Raw genomic sequence first — 17,556 nt, 5'->3', positions numbered from 1 at the left:
GCCGTCTCATCCGGCCCGCGGCCTCACCTGGCTCCGGTCCTGGCCCCGGCGAGGTAGATCCGCCTGGCCAGGGTGGTGGTCTGCGCGGTCGAGCGGCTCCAGGTGGCCGTCGAGGGGTGGGCGGTGAGCAGCACCATGATCCAGCGCTCCTCCGGGCCGACGAGACCGGTGGTGTGCAGCACCGGATGCCCCAGGTCGGGAACCGTGACGGCCGCGGGACGGGCAGGGAGCGAGGCGGTCCTCCAGGTGGCGGGTACGGCACCGCCCGAGGCGGGGGCGGTCTTGGCGCACCGGACCGGGGGCGTCGAGCCGTACCCCGACCAGCCCTGCTTGACCGCCCAGGGCCGGGGCACCGCGCGGGGGATGCCGAAGTACTGGTCGAAGCCGTCGGAGCCGCACTGCTCGGCGGCGCGCAGGTGCCCGAGGACGATGTCTCGGACCCTCGGGGCGGCGCGGTCGAGGAGATAGCGGTAGGCGCGGACGACGTCCATCGCGCTGAGCGAGGTGTAGCCCCAGAACCCCGGCTTGTCGGCGGGCGGGGGAGCGGTGTCGGTCAGCCCGAGCCTGCGCGCCGTCCGCTCGACGATCCGGCCCCGGCCGCCCCTGGTCCAGAAGGAGGTGGCCGCGGCGTCGTCGCTGACCCGCAGCATCCTGCCCAGCAGCGCGAGGTCGCGCCGGGGGACGTCGCGGTGCGACTCCAGATAGTCGATCGCGATCAGGATCTTCACCACCGACGCGGAGCGGAACCTCCGGTGCGCGTCGTGCTGGACGGTGACGCGGCCTGTCTTCCGGTCGAGGACGACGTAGCCGGCGCGCACCCCGGCCGGCACGTCCGGCTGGGCGGGTGCCGCCGAGGCGGGGGAGGCGAGGCTCAGCAGGAGCAGGGCGGTCGCGACGATCGTCAGGGGGCGTCTCACCCGCACATGCCTACCAGATCACCGCTCTTCCCGGGCGGTCTCGGGAGACCTCGCCGGCCTGGCGGGTTATCTCCCACCCTAAATACAACTAAACCTGTAGGAATTACTGGTTTTGGTGTTATCGTCATGACATGTCGGCAGATCATCTCCATCTCGCCGTCGCGCTGGACGGCGCGGGATGGCATCCGGCGGCCTGGCGCGATCCAGCCGCCTCTCCGAAAGAACTGTTCACCGCCGCCTACTGGGCCGGACTCGTGGCCGAAGCCGAACGAGGACTACTCGACTTCGTCACCATCGAGGACACCCTCGCCCTGCAGACCACCCGCCTCGACGGCCCCGACGGCCGTACCGACCAGGTGCGGGGCCGTTTCGACGCCGTCCTGCTGGCGTCGCGGATCGCCCCGCTGAGTCGGAGCATCGGGCTGGTGCCCACGGCCACGACCACCCACACCGAGCCCTTCCACGTCGCCAGTTCCCTGGCCACCCTCGATTACGTCAGCGGCGGCAGGGCCGGATGGCGGGTGCAGCTGTCGGGCAGGCGCACCGAGGCCGCCCACTTCGGCCGCCGCGACGTCCCGGAGCTCGGGCCCGCGCAGGCCGTCGCGCTTGAGGACCACGCCATCTACCACGAGCTGTTCGGCGAGGCCGGGGACGTCGTGGAGGTCGTGCGCCGCCTCTGGGACAGCTGGGAGGACGACGCGGTGATCCGCGACGTCGGGACCGGCCGCTTCGTCGACCGCGACAAGCTCCACTACGTCGACTACGAGGGGCCCCACTTCAGCGTCAGGGGACCCTCGATCGTCCCGCGACCGCCGCAGGGACAGCCGCCGGTCACCGCGCTGGCCCACTCGCGGCTGCCGTACGAGTTCGCCGCGCGCGGGGTGGACGTCGAGTACATCACGCCGCACGACGGCGACCAGGCGCGCGCCATCGTGGCGGAGATCCGCGAGATCGGCGGCGTCCAGCCGAAGGTCTTCGCCGACCTGGTCGTCTTCCTGGGCGAGACCCCCCAGGCGGCCAAGGACCGCAGGGCCAGGCTGGACGAGCTCGACGGCTCCGAGTACGTCTCGGACGCCGCGATCTTCGCCGGAACCCCGGAGCAACTCGCCGACCTCCTGCTCGACTGGCGCGAGGCCGGCCTTGAGGGCTACCGGCTGCGCCCCGCCGTACTGCCGACGGACCTGAACGCGATCACCCGCGCCCTGGTGCCGGAACTGCGCCGCCGCGGCGCGTTCCGCGACGGGTACGAGGCGGCCACGCTCCGCGGTCACCTCGGGCTCGACCGTCCCGCCAGCCGCTACGCAGGGAGCAGCCGATGAAGCAGGTCATCCTCGCCGCCCACTTCCCGGGGGTGAACAACCAGACGGTCTGGAGCGATCCAGCGGCGGGCAGTCAGATCGACTTCTCCTCCTTCGTCCATCTCGCGCGTACCGCCGAGCGCGGCCGGTTCGACTTCTTCTTCCTCGCCGACGGCCAGCGGCTGCGCGAGCAGCGCGGCAGGATCCACGACCTCGACGTGGTCGGCCGTCCCGACTCGCTCACCGTGCTCGCCGGTCTGGCCGCGGTCACCGACCACCTGGGCCTGGCCGGGACGATCAACGCCACCTTCAACGAGCCCTACGAACTCGCCCGAAAGCTCGCCACCCTCGACCACCTGTCCGGCGGAAGGGCCGCGTGGAACGTGGTCACCTCCTCCGACGCCTTCACGGGGGAGAACTTCCGCAGGGGTGGTTACCTGGACCACTCCGAGCGCTACGCGCGGGCCGCGGAGTTCGTGCGGACCGTGCGCGAGCTGTGGGACTCCTGGACGGCCGAGGACCTCGTCGCCGACCCCGCGACCGGGTTCTTCTCCTCGGCGAACGCGGGCGAGTTCGCCCACCACGGCGAGTTCTTCGACATCGAGGGCCGGTTCAACGTGCCGCGCGCCCCGCAGGGGCACCCGCTGACCATCCAGGCGGGGGACTCCGGCGAGGGCAGGGAGTTCGCCGCCGCCCACGCCGACGCCATCTTCTCCAGGCACGGCACCCTTGAGGACGGCAAGGCCTTCTACCGTGACGTCAAGGCCAGGGTCGTCGCCAACGGCAGGTCGCCCGACTCGCTGAAGGTCCTGCCGGGGGTCACGTTCGCGCTCGGCGACACCGACGCCGAGGCCCAGGAGAACGCCGACCACATCCGGCGCCAGCAGGTCAGCCCGCAGACCGCGATCCTGCTGCTGGAACAGGTCTGGAACCGCGACCTGTCGTCGTACGACCCGGAGGGGCCGCTGCCGGAGATCGACCCGCTCGTCTCCGAGGAGACCATCAGCAGGGGCCGCACCCGGCTGACCAGGGACCCGCTGGAGACGGCCGCGCGGTGGCGTGCACTGGCCGAGGAGAAACGGCTCGGCATCCGCGACCTGATCATCGAGGTCACCGGCAGGCAGTCCTTCATCGGCTCGCCCGCCACGGTCGCCGAGCAGATCAACGCGTTCGTGCAGCAGGACGCCGCCGACGGCTTCATCCTGGTGCCGCACCTCACGCCGACCGGGCTGGACGGCTTCGTCGACGAGGTCGTCCCGTTGCTGCAGGAACGCGGCGTGCTGCGTACCGAGTACGGCACGACCACCCTGCGCGGGCACCTCGGGCTGGAGGGCGGAGCGTGAGGTTCCTCGCCATCACGCTGATCGTCCACGGCCCCCACCCGGTCACCGGTGAGCTGAAGCCGACCAACGCGCGCCTGCGTGAGGTCGTGGACAACGCCGTCCTGGCCGAGGAACTCGGTTTCGACGGCTTCGGCGTCGGCGAACGGCACGAGCGCCCGTTCATCTCCTCCTCCCCGCCGGTCGTGCTGAGCCACATCGCCGCGCGGACGTCCAGGATCAGGCTGTTCACCGCGGTCACCACGCTGAGCCTGCTCGACCCGGTCAGGGCCTTCGAGGACTACTCGACGCTCGACCACCTGTCGGACGGGCGCCTCGAACTGATCATCGGCAAGGGGAACGGCGCCGCGCAGGCCAAGCTCTTCCACGTCACCCCCGAGGACCAGTGGGAACGCAACCGCGAGGGCTACGAGCTGTTCCGCCGCCTGTGGCGGGAGGACAAGGTGACCTGGTCGGGCACCTTCCGGCCGCCGCTGGAGGAGGCCGAGACGTGGCCGCGCCCGCTGCAACGGCCCATCCGCGTCTGGCACGGCAGCGCGACCAGCAAGGAGTCGGTCGAGCTGGCCGCCCTGTACGGTGACCCGCTCTTCTCCGCCAACGTCACCAACCCCGTCGAGCCGTACGCCGAACTGGTCCGCCACTACCGGGAGCGGTGGGAGTTCCACGGCCACGACCCCGCCGACGCCCTCGTCGGGGCGGGCAGCGCGGGTCTCTACGTGGCGAAGAACTCCCAGGAGGCGGTCGAGACCTACCGGCCGATCTTCGACGCCAGGCTGGCCCTGTTCGAGAAGGCCGGGGTCGACCCGGTCTTCCACACGATCGAGGACGCCGTGGAGCGCAGCTCCATCCTGGTCGGCAGCCCCCAGCAGATCATCGACAAGGTCCACCGCTACCACGAACGGCTCGGGCACGAGGTCATGCACCTGTCCGCCGACGCCGACGGTCTGACGGATGAACAGCACCGGGCCAGCCTTGAGCTCTTCCAGAGCGACGTGGCCCCCGTGCTGCGCAGGGAGATCCCCAGCAGGCCCTTCCCCGGGCACGAGAACCAGCACGAGAGCCGGCACGAAAGGCAGTCATGACCTCGCTGTCCATCCTCGACCTGTCCCCCGTCACCTCAGGAGGCACGGTCGCCGACGCCCTCCGCAACACCGTGGACCTGGCCAGGCGCGCCGAGGAGTTCGGCTACCGGCGTTACTGGCTGGCCGAGCACCACTTCGCCCCGGGAGTGGCAAGCGCGGCGCCCGCCGTGCTCATCGCCCTGGTGGCCGCGGCGACCAGCACGATCAGGGTCGGCTCAGGGGCCGTGCAGCTCGGTCACCAGACGGCGCTGGCCGTGGTCGAGCAGTTCGGCCTGATCGACGCGCTGTACCCGGGCCGGATCGACCTCGGACTCGGCCGTTCCGGGCAGCGCAGGACAGAACTCCTGGCCGAGGCGGGCAGGCCGCCCGCCCCGCCGCGGCCTGCCCGCCTCGTGGACGGGCTGCTCATCCCGGAACCGTTCTCCTTCGCGGCCCTGGCCACCTCCCCGGTCTTCGCGCTGCAGTCCTCGCTGCTGCAGCAGCCGGGGGCGCGGAGCCCGGACTTCGCCGACCAGGTGGACGACATCGCGGCCCTCATCGCCGGGACCTACCGCTCGGAGGACGGCCTGGCCGCGCACGCCGTACCGGGGGAGGGGGCGGGGGTCGAGCTGTGGATCCTGGGCAGCAGCGGCGGCCAGAGCGCCCAGGTCGCCGGGGAAAGGGGTCTGCCGTTCGCGGCCAACTACCACGTCAGCCCGTCCAACGTGCTGGAGGCGGTGCAGGCCTACCGGGAGGCGTTCAAACCGTCCCGGGCCCTGCCCGCGCCGCGTCTGGTCGTCTCCGCGGACGTGGTCGTCGCCGAGGACGACGAGACGGCCCGTGAGCTGGCCTCGCCGTACGGGCTGTGGGTGCGCGGCATCCGCAGGGGCGACGGGGCGATGCCGTTCCCGACGCCCGAGCAGGCCGCGGCCCACGAGTGGACGCAGGAGGACCGCGCCCTGGTCGCGGACCGGGTCACGACGCAGTTCGTCGGCTCGCCGCGGACCGTCGCCGAGCGGCTGCGTGTCCTGCGCGACGTCACCGGCGCCGACGAACTGCTCGTGACCACCATCACCCACGACCACGCCGACCGGGTGCGTTCCTACGAGCTCCTGGCCGAGGAGTGGGCGGCGTCCGGCGGCTGACGGTGCGACCCCGCCGGGTCCGCGAGGGAACCGGCGGGGAGCCCGCCGCCCGGCCTCAGCCGAAGAAGCCCGTCAGGTGTCCGATGACCGCGGCGGGCCGTTCCTCGACGAAGTAGTGGCCCGTCCCGGTCAGCTCGGCGACGCGGACGTCGGTGGCCTGGGTGGGCAGCACCTGGTTCATGTGGGGGTGGAAGGCGCTGTGCGCCAGCCCGAGCGTCGGCGCCGTCACCTTCCCGTACGTCCGATGGTCCTCGATGTCCTGGCCGAACGCCTGATACCAGCTGTTTCCGCCGCGAACGGCGTCGGGAGAGGAATAGGCCTTGGCGTACACGGCGCGGTCACGGTCGCCGATCGCCGACTTGTCCACCAGGAGGTGGTCGAATATCCAGTCGACGAGATATCGGGACCTGCCGGAGACGAGCTGCTCGGGCAGTCCCTGAACCTGGTTGAACGCGAACCACCAGGGAAAGAAGGCCTGCCCCGGCTGGGGCAGCATGCGGAACTCGTAGTAGGAGTCGTCGGGGTGGGTGACGTCGAGCAGCGCCAGTCTCCGGGTCGCCTCGGGGTGGTTCACGGCGAAGCTGAAGGCGATCATGGCGCCGACGTCGTGCCCGGCGATGTTCACCCTGTCGTGGCCGAGCGCGCGCACCAGCTCGCGCACGTCCCGTGCCATGGTCTTCTTGTCGTATCCGGAGGCGGGTTTGCCGGAGCCCCCCATGCCGCGCAGGTCCACGACGATGACCCGGTAGCGGGCGGCGAGCGCGGGCATGACCTTGCGATACTCCCACCAGGTCTGCGGCCAGCCGGGCAGCAGGACCAGCGGCTCCCCGCTGCCTCCTGACACGTAGTGCAGCCGGACGCCGTTCACCTCGGCGTGCCGGCTGGTGAAGCCGCCGGGCAGGGAACGCGCCAGCTCCGCGTCCGAGGGGACCGCCGGTCCCCGCTCCGCCTGCCCGGTCTCCGCCGCGGACGCCGGGGGCACGGCGCCGCCCGTCGCGGCCAGTGCGATCGCCCCGGCACCCAGCGCCATCGCGTTGCGTCTTCCTAGCGACACCTCGGGAAATCCTCTCCTCGGCCGTTCGATGAATCCCCGATTCAGGCGGACCTTTCGGTTCCGCTGAACGCTTGGGCAGATCATCTCGTATTCGGCCGAGAAGAACACCCCCTAATCCGGGGTATTGTCCTACCCATTTAAGGGTGATACCCGGATAAATGCTGCCATTTATCCTTAAATCCTGATAACAGGGGTGCCGGGTGGAATTTCGTGACGAATGAAACAGGGTACGGCCGCGCCGTGTGGCGTCGCCGTACCCTGTTTCAAGGTTTCAGGGTTCCAGGGTCAGGTGCGGCTGGCGACGGCGGTGATGAGGGGCTGGACCAGGCGAGCGGCCAGCGGGCCGAACGCGGCGAGGATGAGGACGTAGGCGGCGGCCAGCGGGCCGAGGTCGGGGTGCACCCCGGCCGCGACGGCGAGTCCGGCGATCACGATGTTGAACTCGCCTCTCGGGATGAGCGCGATGCCCGCCCGGGCCTGGCCCGCCTTGGCGATCCCGGCCCTGCGGGCGGCGTACGCGCCGGTGAGCAGCTTGGTGACCATGCTGACCAGGGCGAGCAGCGCGGCCAGCCCGGCGACCGGGGCGATCTTGGTCGGGTCGGTCTGCAGGCCGAAGAAGACGAAGAACACCGCGGCGAACAGGTCGCGCAGCGGTGTCAGCAGCGCGTGGGTGTCCTCGGCCAGCTTCCCGGAGAGCGCGATGCCGACCAGGAAGGCGCCGACGGCGGCGGAGACCTGCAGCTGCTGGGCGACCCCGGCGACCAGCAGTGCCAGCCCGACCACCTTCAGCAGCAGCACCTCCGAGTTGGGGCTGGCCACGAAGCTCTCGATGAACCGGCCGAAGCGCAGCGCGATCAGCAGTACGACGCTCACCGTGCCGAGCGCGATCGCCACGGTGACCGCGCCGCCGATGAAGCTCAGCCCGGCCAGCAGCGCGGTGAGGACCGGCAGGTAGATCGCCATGGTCAGGTCCTCGAACACCAGCAGGGAGAGCACCACCGGCGTCTCCCTGTTGCCGATCCATCCCAGGTCGGAAAGGACCTTGGCGGTGATGCCCGAGGAGGTGGCGTAGGTGACCCCGGCCATCGCCACGGCGGCGACCGGGCCCCAGCCGAGCAGCAGCGCCGCGATAGCGCCGGGCGCCGCGTTGAGCGCCAGGTCGACGAACCCGGCGCGCGCGTTGCCTTTCAGGCTGGTCACGAGTTCGTCGGCGTTGTACTCCAGGCCGAGGGTGAGCAACAGGAGGATGACGCCCAGCTCCGCGCCGACGGAGATGAACTCCTCGCTGGTCGCCAGGGGGATGATGCCGCCGGTGCCGAAGGCGAGACCGGCCAGCAGGTACAGGGGGATGGGAGAGATGCCGACACGCAGTGCCAGCGCGCCCAGGACGCCCAGTCCGAGCAGGACGGCGCCGAGCTCGAGCAGAAGGATCGCTGTGTGCACCCGCTGCCCTAACCGTGGGCCAGGATCTCGGAGACCGCGGACGTGCTCTCCGGGCTGCCGACCACGACCACCACGTCCCCGCCGTCGAGCGTGAAGTCGGGGCCGGGGCTGGCGAACACCTGGCCCGCGCGGACCACGGCGACGATGGACGCGCCGGTGCGGGTGCGGACCCGGGCGTCGCCCATCGGCCTTCCCGCGTACGGCGTGCCCGGCGAGATCGGCAGCTGCAGGCTGACCAGGCCCTCGACCTCCCGGTGCAGGGCGTTGAGGCGCTGCACGATGCGCGGGGCGCCGAGCAACTCGACCAGCGCGTCGGCCTCCTCGTCGTTCAGCTTCACGGTCTCGCAGGCCCGGTCCGGATCGGCGGGGTCGTAGATCACCAGGTCGCGGCGGCCCGTGCGGTGGGAGACGACTCCGATGCGCCGGCCTGCCCGTGTGGTGAACTCGTGCCGTAGCCCTATCCCCGGCAGCGCCGTCTGTTCGACGTCCACTGTGCCCTTCCTCCACTTTCGCGTAAATCGACGAAATCCTGAACCTATCAACGAACGACATCGGCTCCGGTTCCACGCATAACCCCTATTACCGATTGACTTTGTGGGTTATATGGCCGACGATGGGCGAAACCCCGCCTGCGTGACCGTGGAGGAGACCCCGTGAAGTTCCACTGGTTCCTGCCGACCGCGGGCGACAGCCGGGTCCTCACCGGCGGCGGGCACGGTCTCGGCAGAGGCCACGGCCGCCCGGAGAGCGCGGCCTTCCGCCCGCCGGACATCGAGTACCTCGCCCAGATCGCCCGCTCGGCGGAACAGCTCGGGTTCGAGGCCGTACTGACCCCGACCGGTTCCTGGTGCGAGGACGCCTGGCTGGTCACGGCCGCGCTGACCCGGGAGACCGAACGGCTGAAGTTCCTGGTCGCCTTCCGTCCCGGCCTGCTGTCGCCCACACTGGCCGCGCAGATGGCCGCGACCTACCAGCGCCTGTCCCGTGGCAGGCTGCTGCTCAACGTGGTGACCGGGGGAGAGTCGGCGGAACAGGTCAGGTTCGGCGACCACCTGCCGAAGGACGAGCGCTACGAGCGCACCGGCGAGTTCCTCTCGGTCGTGCGCGGGGCATGGAGCGGCACGCCGTACGACTTCGCGGGCAGGCACTATCAGGTCGAGGGGGCGACCGTCGCCGAGGTGCCCGACCCGGTCCCGGAGATCTACTTCGGCGGTTCTTCGGCGGCGGCGGGGCCCGTCGCGGCCGGGCACGTGGACGTCTACCTGACCTGGGGTGAGCCGCCGGACCAGGTGGCGGGGAAGATCGAGTGGATCCGCGGGCTCGCCGAGGAGCGGGGGCGCACGCTCAGGTTCGGCGTACGGCTGCACGTGATCACCAGGGACACCGAGCGGGAGGCCTGGGCGGAGGCCGAGCGGTTGCTGGCCGCGCTCGACCCGGAGGACATCAGGGCCGCCAGGCGGGCGCTCGGCCGCAGCGAGTCGGTCGGTCAGCAGCGGATGCTCGCCCTGCACGAGGGCTTCGCCGGAGGTACGGCCCGCGACCTGGAGATCCATCCCAACCTGTGGGCCGGGGTCGGCCTGGTCAGGGGAGGCGCGGGGACGGCACTGGTCGGCAGCCACGCCCAGGTGGCCGAACGGATCGAGGAGTACGCGGCGCTGGGCGTCGAGGAGTTCGTGCTGTCCGGCTATCCGCACCTGGAGGAGGCCTACTGGTTCGGCGAGGGGGTGCTCCCCCGGCTGCGCCCGGCCCTGGACGACCTGACGGCGGCCCCGGCCCGCCGCGCCCGCGTCCCCGCCCTGTGACACCCCGCCTCACGGCACTCGGCCTCACCGCCGTGGGCGGCTCGCGGAGGGCCGTGTCCGCCGTGTCCCGGAGCGTGCCCCCTGCCGGCCCCGCGACGAGGCCCGCGGTGACGGCCGCCCCGGAGGGCGTGACCTGCGGTCGGCGAGCACGTCGGCGACCGCGACCACCAGCGCGGCCAGCACGAAGCCGATGGTGACCAGCAGCGCCGTCCTGAACGCCGTGGCGTGGTCGCCGTGTGAGGAGGCGGTCACGGCGAAGAACACCGAACCGATCGCCGCGATGCCCAGGGCCGTGCCGATCCGCTGGCCGGTCTGCAGCACCCCGCCCGCGGTGCCCGCCTCGGCGACCGGGACCTGGGCCAGGGTGAGCGTCTGGTTCGGTGAGATCACCAGCCCGCTGCCCAGCCCCGCCAGCAGCAGCGGCGCCGCGATCGCCCAGGCGACCCCGGGCCCGGCGTTCAGCCGTACGGCCAGCTCGGTGACGGCCAGCCCGATCACCACCATCACCAGCCCCGCGACCACCAGCGGCCTGCCGAACCTGACGGTGACCCGTCCCCCCAGCATGGAGGCGATCGCCGAGCCCGCGGCGAACGAGGTGCTGGCCAGGCCCGCCTCAAGCGGGGAGTACCCGAGCCCGTTCTGCAGGTAGATGGTGAGGATGAAGAAGATCGAGGTGAACCCGGCGAAGTAGAGCGCCGCGATCAGGGCGCCGAAGGTGTAGGACCGTCTGCCGAACAGCGACAGGTTGACCATCGGTTCGCGGCTCCGCCCGTACCGGCGCTCCCAGAGGGCGAAGAGCCCGATCGTCGCCAGTCCGGCCACGGGCAGCAGCCACCTGCCCGCGCCCCGCCACTGCTGGCCCTCCACGAGCGGCAGCAGGATGAGCACGAGCCCGGCGGCCAGCAGCAGCACCCCGACGGGGTCCATGCTCTTGCGCGAACGTCTCTCCGGCGGGCGGCGCGGGATGTAGCGGTAGGCCAGGGCGATGGCGAGCAGGCCGATCGGCACGTTGACGTAGAAGACGAGGCGCCAGCCGTCGTGTTCGCCGCCCAGGCGGATGAGCAACCCGCCCAGCAGCGGGCCGACCGCGGTCGAGATGCCGATGGTCGCGCCGAGCATGCCGAACGCCCTGCCCCGCTCGGCTCCTCGGAACAGTTGCTGGATCAGCCCGCTGACCTGCGGGTTGACGATGCCGCCCGCCACCCCCTGCACGAGCCTGGCCAGGACCAGCCAGGTCGAGGTCCTGGCGATGCCGGCCGCCGCGCTGGCCAGGGTGAACAGGGCGACGCCGAAGACGAAGACGTTGCGCCTGCCGCGCATGTCGCCGAATCGCCCAGCGGGCACCAGCACCAGGCCGAAGGTGAGCGCGTACCCGGAGACCACCCACTGCAGGTCGCTCTGCGGCGCGCCGAGGCCCGTGCGGATCGCGGGCAGCGCGACGTTGACGATGCTGACGTCGAGCAGGGTCATGAACCCGGAGACCAGGCAGACGGTCAGCGCCTTCCAACGGCGCGGGTCGGCCTCCTCCTCCCGCCACCGGGTGGCCGGTGTCCCGCCGGACCGGGCCTTGGCGCTCATACGCCCCTGTCCCGGCCCGGCGCGGGAGTTCTGCTGCGGAGCATCATGACCGCCTTGGTTCTTGGCCTACCGTGATGGACTTTCCCCACTTAGTGCGACATACCTACCCTTTTCGGGTGGGCCAACCCGCTACCGCGCCCGGCGTGCCTGGGCCCGGTAACGGTCGAGGATGTCCTGGCGGAGGAGATGGCCGAAACCCGCGCCCTCGATGCGCAGGGCGAGTTCGTGCTCGGTCATGCCGAGCGCGGCCGCGGTCTCGGCCAGGTTCCAGCCGCAGGCGGCCAGCCGGGTCAGCAGATGACCGCGCCGGACCTGGTTCTCCGACAGGCGGAACGTCTTGAGGTAGGCGAGCCGGCCCGCGCCGTCGGTGATGAGCTCTCCGATGTGGTTCTCCTGCCGCCGCTCGAAGGACGGCAGGAAGCGGGACAGGAGGTAGCCGTCCATCTCGTAGACGCGCTGGTAGGTGTGGTCCGTCCGCAGCAGCCCGTTCGCCATGACCCCGTCGTGGAAGGACGCCCACTCCTCCTGCCGCTCACGGGCCCGCGCCCGCAGGTCGGCGAGGGAGCCGACCTGCGCGTCCACGATGCGGGCGCGGAAGTCGGGCACCGCCACGCTGTACATCGCGTAGTGGTGGATCAGCTCGCCGTACAGGTCGTGCAGGAGGGTGGTGTGCAGGGCGCGGTAGTCGTCGGGGTGCGGCACCACGAACGCGGAGGCGAGGGCGTCGGCGACGTAGACCAGGACGCCGCACTGGCCGGGGTGGATCTCGAAGATGCGCAGGGCGTCCCGCAGGCCCCTGACCTCGGCGCCGGAGTAGCTCTCCTCGACGCGCGGGGAGAGCCCCTGGTCGATCGCGCGGCGCGACCACTCCTCCCACGCGATCTCCGGCCCGCCGAAGTGCAGCGACAGGTAGCCCTCAAGCGCCAGGTGCAGGGGCAGGAAGCGCAGCCGGTTCCTGCCGGTCCTGCGGGCCATGCGGCGGTGGAAGTGCAGCGGCATCCCGCTGGGCACGTGGTCGCGCTCCGCCGGTCCCCGCAGCTGGGTGCCGTACGCCGCGGCGGGGGAGCCGTCGCGCGTCCAGTCCGCCACGAACCCGTGCGGGATGTAGGAGAGGTACGCGGCCCGCGGGGTCACCTCGACGAGGCCGAACTCCTCCTCGTATATCTGGGCGGACAGCCGCAGGTCCTCGATCGGCTCCTGACGGACCAGCGGGACGAGCCGTACGCCGCCCCAGACCTGCGCGGGGCGGGTGGACAACCCGGTGAGGGTGAGAGCCGTCATGTGTCCCCCAGGAGGAAGCCTTCGACACGGCGTGCCAGGTGGGCGCGCAGCTCGGGGAGCCCGGTGCGTCCGTCCGCGAACTGGGCCAGTTCCACCAGGGCGAGGAGGTTCTCGGCGTCGCGGATTCCGGCGGTCGGGACGGTCGGCGCCAGCCGCCGCACGTCGAAGTCGGCGGCGTCGTAGACCGGGTTGAGATGCGTGACGGCGCAGGTGTGATGCGGGTCGAGCCGGGTGCGCCAGATCCGCAGCACCTCCTCCGCGAGTCCCGGCGGTGAGTTGTCCCATCCGTCGGAGACGACGATGAGGCGTTCCGGCCGGAGTTCGAGGCCGTCGAGGACGCGCTCGCCGAGGGGCGTGGCCCCGTGCGGATGGACGAGCAGCGCGTCCTGGCGGCCGGAGAGCCACAGCGGCGTGTACTCGCGGGCCAGCGCCTCCAGCAGGAAGTGACAGGCGAGCGCGACGGCGAGCGGACGCCGGCGCTTGTGACCCGACCCGTAGGTGGAGAAGCTGTCGTCGAGGACGGCGGCCACCGTCCCCCAGCTCCCGGCCTGCCCGCCCGCGGCCCGGCGGGCCGCCGCGCGCAGTGCCCCGGTCAGCTCGGTACGGCGGCGCGCGCGCTCGTCCAGGGAGAGGGAGAGCACGTACGACGCCAGCCGGGTCAGCGGCATCGTGGTCAGGTCGGCCCGCACCGCCTCGGCTCCCAGGCCGCGTGCCGACTCCTGAAGCCGCAGGCGCTCCAGCCGGGTGAGCCGGGGCGCGATGCGCTCAAGGAAGGTGGCGCGCGGGATGCGGTGTTTCGCCGCGAACCCCTCCGCCACCGTGTAGGGCAGCCCGTACAGCGCGGCCTGCTCGTAGTGGGCCCTGCGCCACGTCTCCAGGATCGGCGTCGCGTAGGCGGCCCTCCTGCGCGGGGTGAACAGGAACGGTCCCAGCTCCCCCTCCGGCCGCAGGTGGGCGTGCCGGACCACGTCCTTGACGGCGCCGCGGTACTTCACCGCGTCGAACGCGGGGTCGGGGCGGGCGGCCAGCCAGTCCCGCATGATCGCCCTGGTGCGCCGGTTGTTGACCTTGGCGCGGCGCAGCGCGCGGAACAGCCCGTAGACCCGGGGCGGCGGCAGCAGGGCCAGCCGCCGGGCGATCAGCCGTCCCTCTGCGCGGCGCTGTTCCGGATCCGCCTCCGCCGCCGTGGTCAGCAGGTTTTTTGCGATCATCACGGCGTTGTGGTCGTTGACGTCCAGGGCGAGGGTGGCGGTGTACAGATCGCGGTAGTTGCCCAGCAGGTAACGGTGCAGGAAGTCGAGCGAGAGGCTCTGTTCCTCCGCGCCGGAGTGGAACTCACGCTGGCCGGTCGAGGTGATCGCCGCGTTCACGAACAGCAGGACGTCGTCGGCGGCGATCAGGTCCGCGCTGGTTTCGACGTGGGTGTCGATCGTCGCCTCCGGGTCCGATGCCGAGGCCGGCCGGGGAATGAGGGCGCGAACTGCGAATCATCGCTTCAAATGCGGGTTCCGGAAGTCGCGCCGGAGTCCCACGGCCGGCGCTGGAAGCGTAACAGCGTAATTAACGATCTATCAGCTCATTTTTCAGGGCATCTCCGGACACAGATACGGCGGGCGGTTGTGGCCGCCCGCCGTACTGTCACCCGGTTTCCTGGTTGGTTCCGGTGGATCGATCAGAACCTTTCAGCCGGTTCGGATCCTCTGCTCAGATCTTCTGCCAGAGAGCGGGGACGTTCGGCGGCTCCCAGCCGGGGTAGGCCGTGTGTCCCTGGATGCAGCGGTAGCTGGAGCCGCCGTAGGTGACGACGTCACCGGTCGCGTAGGTCTTCCAGGCCGCCCACTCGGTGCCACTCTGGCCGCCGTTCACGGTCAGGGAGATGGTGGCCGTGTGGGTCACGTTCCCGCTGCCGGTGATCGTGATGGTGTAGGTGCCGGTCGGGGTCGTGGACGAGGTGGCCACGTTGACCGTCGAGCTGCCGGGCACGGAGACCGTGGACGGGCTGAAGGACACGGTGGTGCCCGCGGGGGCGCCGGAGGCGCTCAGCGAGACCGACTGCGAGTTGCCGGAGACGAGCTGGGTGTTCAGCGTCGTCGAGGCCGAGGCGCCGGGCTGGACGGTCAGCGAGCTCGGGTTGACCGAGATCGAGTAGTCGTCCGTCGGAGGCTGGCCGCCGACCGTGAGCCTGAAGGTGGCCGACTTGGCGCCGCTGGCCGCGTTGCCGTTCAGGGTGATGGTGTAGGTGCCCGACGGGGTCGAGGGGGAGGTGGAGATGGTGACCGTCGAGTTACCGGGCACGGAGACCGTGGACGGGCTGAAGGACACGGTGGTGCCCGCGGGGGCGCCGGAGGCGCTCAGCGAGACCGACTGCGAGTTGCCGGAGACGAGCTGGGTGCTCAGCGTCGCCGTGGTCGAGGAACCCGCCTGCACGGTGGCCGAGGAGGGGCTGACCGACAGCGAGTAGTCGTTGGAGGGAGCGTCGCTGACGCCCAGCTTCCACACGGCGTTCGCGATCGCGTCGGCGTTGACGTCCAGCGCGGTCACGTTGATGTTGCTGGTGGTGTCGCAGGAGGAGTGGTAGCAGCGGTCGAAGGGCTGGCCCGCCTGGCCGCCCCACTTGGCCGCCTGTGCCGAGGACTTGCGGGTCTCGGCGCCGGTGAAGACACCGCCGACCTTCACGCCCGCGTTCTTGAAGGCGGTGTGGTCGCTGCGGCCGTCGCCCTCGGTCTCGATCTCGGTCTGGATGTTCTTGCTGGCGTAGAAGTCGTTGAAGACCTTCTGGATCGCCGGCACGTCGTCGTAGACGAAGTAGCCCGGGTTGGGCGAGGCGGTCATGTCGAAGTTGAGGTAGGTGTCCACCCCACTCGTGCCGGTGTTCTGCACGTAGTACCTGGAGCCGACCAGGCCGAGCTCCTCGGCACCCCACCAGGCCAGGCGCAGGTGCTTGTTGAGGTTGGGCTTGAGGCTGGCCACGTTCAGGGCCAGTTCAAGCAGGGTGGCCGAGCCGGAGCCGTTGTCGTTGATGCCGGGTCCGGCGGTCACGCTGTCCAGGTGGCTGCCCAGCATGAGGGTGGGGCTGGCGGGACCGGACGGCCAGTTGGCGATCAGGTTGTAGTGGGTCCGGCCGTTGTAGCTGAAGCTCTGGGTCTGCGTGGTGTAACCCACCGCCTCCAGCTTGTTCTTCACGTAGTTCAGCGACGCCGTGTAGCCGGAGGAACCGGACGAGCGGTTTCCGCCGTTGCTGTTGGCGATCGACTGGAACTGCTGCAGGTGCGCCTGGATGTTGCTCACGGACAGATCAGGTGCCGCGAGTGCGGCGCTGTTGCCCGCCGCGGGGGCCGCGACGGCGGTTGTGGCGCTCGCCACGGACGATGCGGCCATGGCGACGGCGGCCAGTACGGCGACCGCGCCTAACTTGACCTTGGGATTCACGCGGGGTGACTCCTCTCGGTGTCCCTTGGGGGGTTTGAGGGATGCAAGGAGCCCTGACGGTTTGGGCTGGACCAAAGCTCACACTCCGGGGACCGGGTGGAGTACCCCACGAATGTGGATAACTTGGAGATATGGTCGGCCAAACCTGGCAGGAAAGGGATATGGTCGTCTAGACCGGCGGAGAAAGCGGCACGTGGCGCCTCAGCCAGGAGGCATAGACCGGTGCGCGCCGTACCTCGGACCAGTAGGTCTTGGTCACCGCCTGAACCAGGTCGGGCCCGTGCCTGGCGATGGGGCCGTGTTCGGTCCAGCCGATCATGTGCCGGAACCGCAGCGGGGTTCCGGCGAGCGGCCGGATGACGATACCCGGATAGCCCTTGCTGGTCGCCTGGAACATGCCCACACAGCGTCCCGCGGCGATCAGGTCGATGGCGAGGCTGAGGTCGGCGGAGTAGGCGATCTTCGGTGCGAAGCCCTGCCGGGCGCAGGCCGCCCAGAAGTGCTCCCTGTGACCGGATTCGGCCAGCGCGTGCAGGGTCCAGTCCTCGCAGGCCAGATCGCGCAACTCCACCTCCTCCCGCTGGGCGAGCGGGTGGGTGGCGGCCAGGCCGACGAAGATCGGCTCGACGGCGACACCCGCGTACACCACTCCCGGGGGCGGGGTGAGCTCGTGCCCCGGATAGTCCCCGAGCGTGGCGAGTTCGAGCCGCTCGGACTCCAGCAGTCCGGGCAGCAGGTCCATGGCCTCCTCGGTGCGGACGGTGATGTCCGCTCCGGCCAGCAGTTCATGGAGGCACTTGATGACATTTATCGCGAGATGGCTGGACATACAGCCCACTCGGATTTTGAGCTTCTCCGCGGCCTGTTCGGCGTAGCGCATGCCGTCACGCCGGAGCTCGTCGAAGGCCGGCAGCAGGGAGCGTGAACGGACCAGCACCCACATGCCGAGCTGTGTGGGCCGTGCTCCTTCCCGGCCCCGCTCGAACAGCGGTCCACCGAACATGCGTTCGATGCGTCGCAGCTGTGTGGCGAGCGCAGGCTGCGACATCTTGAGGGCTGCCGCCGCCTTGGAAATGCTGCCCGAGTCGGCGATCGCACAGATCGCCCGTAAATGACGCACTTCTAGGTCCACACCGGAAGGTTAATAGTAAAGAACCTTTCCGGTAAGGCCCAACTTTGTTGCGCGCCGTTTTCGTGGGCCGTATATC

The 17,556-nt window shown here is 70.7% G+C and carries 14 protein-coding genes; 5 read left to right on the top strand and 9 right to left on the bottom strand.

Annotated elements, in window-relative coordinates; genetic code table 11:
• Positions 1-23 precede the first annotated feature (23 nt).
• Positions 24-917, bottom strand: a complete 894-nt coding sequence (locus ABT340_RS23880; RefSeq protein WP_352013026.1) for a serine hydrolase — start codon at positions 915-917, stop codon at positions 24-26.
• A 131-nt stretch (positions 918-1,048) separates the two neighbouring features.
• On the opposite strand from ABT340_RS23880, the gene ABT340_RS23875 reads away from it, so the two are divergent.
• Genes ABT340_RS23875 through ABT340_RS23860 form a run of 4 tightly spaced genes read left to right on the top strand, consistent with a single transcriptional unit; the run spans position 1,049 to position 5,761 of the window.
• Positions 1,049-2,236, top strand: coding sequence for an LLM class flavin-dependent oxidoreductase (locus ABT340_RS23875; protein WP_352013025.1), 1,188 nt, complete (start codon positions 1,049-1,051; stop codon positions 2,234-2,236).
• Positions 2,233-3,558: an NtaA/DmoA family FMN-dependent monooxygenase gene (locus ABT340_RS23870; protein WP_352013024.1), complete on the top strand. Its 1,326-nt coding sequence runs from the start codon at positions 2,233-2,235 to the stop codon at positions 3,556-3,558. Before ABT340_RS23875 ends, ABT340_RS23870 begins: the two co-directional genes overlap by 4 nt.
• Entirely contained in the window at positions 3,555-4,637 is a 1,083-nt protein-coding gene (locus ABT340_RS23865; RefSeq protein ID WP_352013023.1) for an LLM class flavin-dependent oxidoreductase, read from the top strand. The genes ABT340_RS23870 and ABT340_RS23865 overlap by 4 nt, the downstream gene beginning before the upstream one ends.
• A complete protein-coding gene (locus ABT340_RS23860) occupies positions 4,634-5,761 on the top strand; it encodes an LLM class flavin-dependent oxidoreductase (RefSeq protein WP_352013022.1) in 1,128 nt (375 codons plus the stop codon). The genes ABT340_RS23865 and ABT340_RS23860 overlap by 4 nt, the downstream gene beginning before the upstream one ends.
• Before the next feature lie 55 nt (positions 5,762-5,816).
• Here ABT340_RS23860 and ABT340_RS23855 read toward each other — a convergent pair whose 3' ends face one another.
• The 3 genes from ABT340_RS23855 to ABT340_RS23845 all read right to left on the bottom strand — a co-directional run bounded on the left by ABT340_RS23855 (position 5,817) and on the right by ABT340_RS23845 (position 8,749).
• A complete protein-coding gene (locus ABT340_RS23855) occupies positions 5,817-6,815 on the bottom strand; it encodes an alpha/beta fold hydrolase (protein ID WP_352013021.1) in 999 nt (332 codons plus the stop codon).
• A 285-nt stretch (positions 6,816-7,100) separates the two neighbouring features.
• Positions 7,101-8,258: a cation:proton antiporter gene (locus ABT340_RS23850; protein WP_352013020.1), complete on the bottom strand. Its 1,158-nt coding sequence runs from the start codon at positions 8,256-8,258 to the stop codon at positions 7,101-7,103.
• Between the two features lie 8 nt (positions 8,259-8,266).
• Complete coding sequence (locus ABT340_RS23845; protein WP_352013019.1) at positions 8,267-8,749, bottom strand: cation:proton antiporter regulatory subunit; 483 nt, start codon at positions 8,747-8,749, stop codon at positions 8,267-8,269.
• 162 nt (positions 8,750-8,911) lie between these two features.
• Here ABT340_RS23845 and ABT340_RS23840 point away from each other — a divergent pair, with 162 nt between their 5' ends.
• Positions 8,912-10,060 (top strand): LLM class flavin-dependent oxidoreductase, encoded by a 1,149-nt coding sequence (locus ABT340_RS23840; protein ID WP_352013018.1) that lies wholly within the window; start codon positions 8,912-8,914, stop codon positions 10,058-10,060.
• A 24-nt stretch (positions 10,061-10,084) separates the two neighbouring features.
• Here ABT340_RS23840 and ABT340_RS23835 read toward each other — a convergent pair whose 3' ends face one another.
• The 5 genes from ABT340_RS23835 to ABT340_RS23815 form a co-directional block, all read right to left on the bottom strand.
• Positions 10,085-11,638, bottom strand: a complete 1,554-nt coding sequence (locus tag ABT340_RS23835; protein WP_352013017.1) for an MFS transporter — start codon at positions 11,636-11,638, stop codon at positions 10,085-10,087.
• A 129-nt stretch (positions 11,639-11,767) separates the two neighbouring features.
• Positions 11,768-12,919: an ARPP-2 domain-containing protein gene (locus tag ABT340_RS23830; protein ID WP_352013016.1), complete on the bottom strand. Its 1,152-nt coding sequence runs from the start codon at positions 12,917-12,919 to the stop codon at positions 11,768-11,770.
• Positions 12,916-14,289: a hypothetical protein gene (locus ABT340_RS23825; RefSeq protein ID WP_352013015.1), complete on the bottom strand. Its 1,374-nt coding sequence runs from the start codon at positions 14,287-14,289 to the stop codon at positions 12,916-12,918. Before ABT340_RS23825 ends, ABT340_RS23830 begins: the two co-directional genes overlap by 4 nt.
• 334 nt (positions 14,290-14,623) lie before the next feature.
• Positions 14,624-16,348 carry a M28 family peptidase gene (locus ABT340_RS23820; RefSeq protein WP_352013014.1) on the bottom strand — a complete coding sequence of 575 codons (1,725 nt, stop codon included), beginning with the start codon at positions 16,346-16,348 and terminating at the stop codon, positions 14,624-14,626.
• Positions 16,349-16,517: 169 nt separating this feature from the next.
• Entirely contained in the window at positions 16,518-17,480 is a 963-nt protein-coding gene (locus ABT340_RS23815; RefSeq protein WP_352013013.1) for a LysR family transcriptional regulator, read from the bottom strand.
• Positions 17,481-17,556: the final 76 nt, after the last annotated feature.

The sequence above is a fragment of the Streptosporangium sp. NPDC000239 genome (assembly GCF_040300765.1).
In the GTDB taxonomy this organism is placed as follows: Bacteria; Actinomycetota; Actinomycetes; order Streptosporangiales; family Streptosporangiaceae; genus Streptosporangium.
The sequence above is the reverse complement of the archived record's forward strand: the minus strand, read 5'-3'. Positions and strand labels throughout refer to the sequence as shown.